The sequence below is a fragment of the Nodularia sp. UHCC 0506 genome (assembly GCF_034931045.1).
In the GTDB taxonomy this organism is placed as follows: Bacteria; Cyanobacteriota; Cyanobacteriia; order Cyanobacteriales; family Nostocaceae; genus Nodularia.
Genome location: NZ_JAYGHH010000002.1, coordinates 136,109 through 142,579, shown reverse-complemented (window position 1 = coordinate 142,579; position 6,471 = coordinate 136,109). Strand labels below are relative to the sequence as shown.

Here is a 6,471-nt window from a genome sequence, read left to right as displayed (position 1 = left end):
AGATTTCTTCAGCCAGCCCTAAATAGGGAACAGGGAATAGGGAACAGGGGGAACAGTTTCAGCTATCTGTCATCCCCAAATTTTCTGATTTATGCAACCCAAAATTTACACTTTTGATGGTACACCCTTCAAAACCCGTTCGGCTGACGATCAGGGCGAAGCCTTGCACCTACTTTCAGGTTTATCAGCCTCAAACCTTCGATTTATTTGGGTTTTATATTTATTCAGCAACCACTAAATAATATTTTGTTTGACACTTGCCCCGATAAATTGACGGCGAGTGTCAAACACCTAACATCACTGTTGTTTCCTGATTTTTCTGCTCCAGTTTCAGGTAATTGAGTAATTTTAGATTTGATGAAATTGGAAGTTCGTTATTTATTATGACCAATAAAGCGGGTAGCAAAATTTTGCGATCGCGTTGGTGATAACACTCGTGCTTTCAGAATTGCTGCCATCAAAAAGGCATAAGACAACACCCCAACCACCACCAAAAGTAAAGCATTGATAGAGCCTGTGGCATTCCACAAAGCATGAAGGGCAGAGGCACTCAGATAGCCAATAGAGAGAATTTGCCAACTCATCCGGGGTTTGAGGACAGCTAACCCGATAAAATACCCCAGGTAGCCACTGTAAGCCATGTGTCCAGCTACAGAACCTAAAATTCGCGGAATTAGCAATTGAAACCCCGCCAATTGACCAGCCGCACCAATCCCCACCTGTTGGGTAATGTTTGGCACATATTGTCCCAGAGTTTCTAAGAGGGTGAAACCTATGGCCGAAGCAGTTCCCAGGAGAATACCATCTAAAGGTTCCCAAATTCCAATGCGTTCCCGCCAAGGTGAGGGTAAACCTAGACCGATAAAATATGCCCCGATTAATGGTAATGCCTTGAGTAATTCTTCCATCAAGCCGGCACCAAAGAACATTCTGACCAGTAATTCTGTAAAGGTGGTAGGCTCTTGAGGTGAAGGTAAACTACCAGGCAAGATCACACGAAACACGAAGATAAATAAATCCAATAAAGGACTGAGCAAAATCAGAGTTGTACTCAATGCTGCGGCCATTAGCACCCACCAGGGTTTCTGTTTACCGCAAAGTTGGTAAACAAAATAATATGCAGCTGATGCTATGTAAGTTGCTACTATGACTTGATTTGCCTGGGGATTACCGACTGTAGCAAACATTAGCACTACAAAGATGACGGTAAGTATCCCTGGTATCAAATAAGCTTTGCGAGTTAAATCCTTACCCGTGGAAATAATGGGAAACAATTGGGTGAAACTCACTGAATCTGGTTGTTTTAAATAAGTATGACCGTTATTTTTGGAAGCAGATGGTAGTGGTTTGACTTGTTTGGTCATCACCGTAGGCTGAGAGATTAAGTCATACTCAAAGATAAATTGCGGTCCATCAGAACCCAGAGAAATGCGATCGCCTGCGTGTAATTCCTGACACTCAGATAAGCATTTTCCGTTTAAAAAAGTACCATTGGCACTATTTAAATCACAAAGTACCCAGCTAAATTTGTTATCGGTCGATGAGGAGAGGGGACGAACCACAGCATGACGGCGAGATACCATCCGATACATCATGGCATCCAAGACAACTTGGCAGGTGGGGTCGCGTCCAATTACTACCTCTTTACTGGTTAGCAGCGAGTAGCGAGATTCTGAACCAAAAGCTGCTACATTACCAGACACTAGCCGCAGAAATGCATTATGTCTTGTGTTTTTGCCTGTCATCTAGTTAGAGTGTCTTTCCAAACAAATTCATGAAAAATACTTGGGCATTAGGAGTTAACCAGAGCCACGCCAACAGCAGCATTGCTAACTACACTATAGCTTTACTTACTGCGAAGAAACTTTAAATTTGCTGATTTGAAATTTAAAATTGCCTAACTCATTAATGACAAGCATTCTAGCTACGAAAAATATTTTCTGTGCTTTATTTGTCAAATATATTAGTTATATTTTATGGATTATATAGTAAAGGTAATTTCATACACAAGCCATTATTAAATAATAGTATTATACACCACATTTAGTTGACTGGAAAAGTTACAAAATTGTTAATTATGCGCTACAAGTGTTTTTTACCAGACATGATACGTCAAGTACTAAATGATTGTGAGATTTCAACAAATTGTAACTCTGACTACAGACTTTAATTTTCTGTACATCAAGACAACTTCTCTATTCCACCAGATTAAATTCTGCCATAGCTTGAGAAAAATTTTTATTTTCATGTCCTGGGCGACTGAGTTTAATTAAAGCGAAGCGCTGTAAAAGGGTTAAACTTGCCCATTGTGGCGATGTGAGGCTCATACCCATTTCTTGAGCTTTTTCCTGGACACTACCTGGGATATTGCCACAATCCATCCATAAAGGATAAGCTTCAATGGGTATCTTTGCTGCTGGGTTTCCCGTCCGTTCTAAAATCAGTTGCTGAAGATAGTCTTGGTAAACGGGAATTTCCGTTTCCGTCGTGCAAGGTAGTTCTGCTAAAGTCATACGCTCATCTTCAGTCATTTGATGCCAATGAGATAATTTCAGCTTTATACCACATATATCCAATTTATACCGTACCCGCATAGGTATACAACGTAGGGAGTCTACAAAATCCGCTTCAAATTCAAAGAACTCTGCCATAATTCTAGTGATTATATTAGTGATTATAGGTGTAGCGATCGCCATTTTTTAGTAGAGTTGCAAATGAGTTTTGCATCAACCAGTAGGTGTTTTTTTGAACATTGACAATTTTACACCTGAAATCCTTACCTCATCTGATTTTGCACCCTCTCATACCTAAATAGAGGTTGATGTAAACTCCAAAACTCTTACTATGAAAGCTTTTGAGCTATTTATTCTTGTGTCACTCTTGACAACCCAATCGCTGAAAAGCTATATTCGTTTCAGATTGACGGAACAGAACCTTGAAAACCAAATATATCAACGCTTTCAGATGCGGGCGGTTTTAATTACCAATAATCCCTATCAGGGATTGAAACATCTTGTGACCAACGCGACCAGAGGCCGAAAGAGTTTTAATTACCAATAATCCCTATCAGGGATTGAAACGATAAAGCGGCAGTAGTAATAATGATGGATTTGAGTTTTAATTACCAATAATCCCTATCAGGGATTGAAACCTTTTTTAACAGCGTGCGGATTTTGGCGGTGGTCGTTTTAATTACCAATAATCCCTATCAGGGATTGAAACTAGCTCATCGTTGGAGTAGATTTTGACTTTAACCGTTTTAATTACCAATAATCCCTATCAGGGATTGAAACCCCCTTACGGGAGAGATGCGCGAGGAAGTAACGTTTTAATTACCAATAATCCCTATCAGGGATTGAAACTTTGCCTCTACCAATAAAAAAAGACCCTGTATTGAGTTTTAATTACCAATAATCCCTATCAGGGATTGAAACAAAGAGCTGCTAAAAACAACCTCAGCAAAGAGGGTTTTAATTACCAATAATCCCTATCAGGGATTGAAACCCGCATTTCTTCTGTGTAGAGATATTTACCTCCATGTTTTAATTACCAATAATCCCTATCAGGGATTGAAACCCACTGGATCGCACTCCAAAACCAGGAATCCCTCGAGTTTTAATTACCAATAATCCCTATCAGGGATTGAAACCCTTGCCTTAAGGTATCCCTAGCAGAAAATCTCTCACGTTTTAATTACCAATAATCCCTATCAGGGATTGAAACGGAGAATATCAATTTGAACAGCACCTCCTTAATCGTTTTAATTACCAATAATCCCTATCAGGGATTGAAACCCCTTCACCAACCTCAGATTTAGCAGAAAAAATCGTTTTAATTACCAATAATCCCTATCAGGGATTGAAACATCTTCATTGCTTTAGTTTGTGTTAAGTTTACAACGTTTTAATTACCAATAATCCCTATCAGGGATTGAAACCAATGATATTTTTCACAAACTTTTAGAATTAAAAGTTTTAATTACCAATAATCCCTATCAGGGATTGAAACTTGATAACGATGTCTTAACCAAACGACCTGTGCAGTTTTAATTACCAATAATCCCTATCAGGGATTGAAACACATAAACTCAGGACTAACGTTGTGGGTACTTTGCGTTTTAATTACCAATAATCCCTATCAGGGATTGAAACGTAGAGCTATAATAGCCGCAGCTTGAGGGCTGGTTGTTTTAATTACCAATAATCCCTATCAGGGATTGAAACCTTATTACCAAGATGGCTAGGGCAGAAGTCAAAGGGTTTTAATTACCAATAATCCCTATCAGGGATTGAAACTCATATAGCTGTTTTTCGTACTCCATCGCTAACTCAGTTTTAATTACCAATAATCCCTATCAGGGATTGAAACAAGTCTTTATGAAATTTGCTATTCTTGACTGTACTTTGGTTTTAATTACCAATAATCCCTATCAGGGATTGAAACTAAAAAAATGGGATAGCCAAAGTCCTGGCTTATCCGTTTTAATTACCAATAATCCCTATCAGGGATTGAAACGCTCCATCGCTGACAGATAATACGCATACGGGCAGTTTTAATTACCAATAATCCCTATCAGGGATTGAAACATCCCTGGCAGAGCGACGGCCATCTACAATGTATGTTTTAATTACCAATAATCCCTATCAGGGATTGAAACGAAAATAACATAGCTACCTGGGAACATACCGACTTGGTTTTAATTACCAATAATCCCTATCAGGGATTGAAACTCTCTTCCTTTTGAATGGGAAATGCCTGATAGAGTTTTAATTACCAATAATCCCTATCAGGGATTGAAACATTGGTGAAAAGCAAGGCAGAAGGGGAACGGATCACAAGTTTTAATTACCAATAATCCCTATCAGGGATTGAAACTTTTCTTCTCACAAGTAAAAATCGGCTCCGATAGTTTTAATTACCAATAATCCCTATCAGGGATTGAAACGCGGTTTCAATTATTCGTATGGCGAATTAATCAAGTTTTAATTACCAATAATCCCTATCAGGGATTGAAACCCATCTGCCTTGGTAGCTAGGGATAATGCGGGTAAGGTTTTAATTACCAATAATCCCTATCAGGGATTGAAACGAATTATGCTACTGTTGCCGTATCAATCGCTGCCTCGTTTTAATTACCAATAATCCCTATCAGGGATTGAAACTATAAAGATATCAAGGAGTGCTTGTGAAATGAAATTTAAGTTTTAATTACCAATAATCCCTATCAGGGATTGAAACAGGGTGATTTAAATATCACTTTACCTGCTACACCAGGTTTTAATTACCAATAATCCCTATCAGGGATTGAAACTTGTGCATCCTGGGCTTGTCGTCTTGCACTTTGCGCTATGTTTTAATTACCAATAATCCCTATCAGGGATTGAAACTTATATATAATTAAATATTATATATATTATTAGTTGTTTTAATTACCAATAATCCCTATCAGGGATTGAAAATATTTATAAAAATATGCGTTGCGACTTTGACAATGATGTGAAAAATACATTTATTTATCAATATTGAACAAGATTGAATTAATAAGTTACGAACAGAAATATCCCCGACTTCTCGAAGAAATTGGAGATATGAGCATCTTGGTATTGGTAGATAAAATTGCTATTTAATGTCTGACATTGCTGCTACGAATAATCCAATAAGCGATTGATAAAGACAAAACTGCAACTCCTAGACCAATTATAGTACCGCCTGTCACTTTGTCTAAATCAAGAATAATAATTTTCCGGGCAACTGCAATTAAGGAAGTAACAATAACTAGCTCAACATGAACAACGTGTTTTTTCAGATAAGCTGTGATATTTTCTAATATCTCTAAAGCAATTAAAATGTTTAAAAATAATCCAAAAATTGTAAATAATACTTGGTTGAATTCGCCATAATTACTAGTAAATATTTGATTAACTAAGTAAACACCTAGATCAAAGATAGCGGCTATAATTACCGCCACCATTGCTAGTGATAATACTTTAGAAACTAACACCTCGATATTTTCTATCAAGTGCATAAAATTTTCGTCCTGAGCAAGATTCCCAATTTTTCTGAATAGATGCCTCATCTGACATAATTTAAAAGGTTAAAAACAATCTTAATTCTTTGGTGTCAATTCTAAATATAAACATGGAATTACAATTGACACAATTCCCTGTTTAGAAAATAGGGGATTCTGAGGTTAAATAGCAGGACTAGGTTATTAGGACTTAATAAATTTAGTCTTTAAAGATTTGATCATCTTGTTTTATAACGAACCCAGCTATTATATATCAATTAAGCCGTTTATCGTCAATAATGGTCAATTTTTCTAATTGTTGCTTGACAAAATATCATGAATATATATAGAAACCAGCATCACTCTTTAGTCGCATCTGAAGTAGTATGAAGTACTCCGCACGGATGCTATATAGTCTTGCAGTGGAGGGAGGTCAAGCCCTTTGAGTGTTGATAGTTTTAAAC

The 6,471-nt window shown here is 37.4% G+C and carries 3 protein-coding genes and 1 CRISPR repeat array; all 3 genes read right to left on the bottom strand.

What is annotated here, in order from left to right:
- Window positions 1-374 precede the first annotated feature (374 nt).
- The 3 genes from VB654_RS02320 to VB654_RS02310 all read right to left on the bottom strand — a co-directional run bounded on the left by VB654_RS02320 (window position 375) and on the right by VB654_RS02310 (window position 6,076).
- Window positions 375-1,745 carry a PrsW family glutamic-type intramembrane protease gene (locus VB654_RS02320; protein WP_323211773.1) on the bottom strand — a complete coding sequence of 457 codons (1,371 nt, stop codon included), beginning with the start codon at window positions 1,743-1,745 and terminating at the stop codon, window positions 375-377.
- Between the two features lie 450 nt (window positions 1,746-2,195).
- On the bottom strand, window positions 2,196-2,651 hold the full coding sequence (locus tag VB654_RS02315) for a nitrate reductase associated protein (protein ID WP_323211772.1): 456 nt from the start codon (window positions 2,649-2,651) through the stop codon (window positions 2,196-2,198).
- Window positions 2,652-2,973: 322 nt separating this feature from the next.
- A CRISPR array of direct repeats spans window positions 2,974-5,459; the repeat unit is 37 nt; unit sequence GTTTTAATTACCAATAATCCCTATCAGGGATTGAAAC.
- Window positions 5,460-5,623: 164 nt separating this feature from the next.
- Window positions 5,624-6,076 (bottom strand): phosphate-starvation-inducible PsiE family protein, encoded by a 453-nt coding sequence (locus tag VB654_RS02310; protein ID WP_323211771.1) that lies wholly within the window; start codon window positions 6,074-6,076, stop codon window positions 5,624-5,626.
- Between the last annotated feature and the right edge of the window lie 395 nt (window positions 6,077-6,471).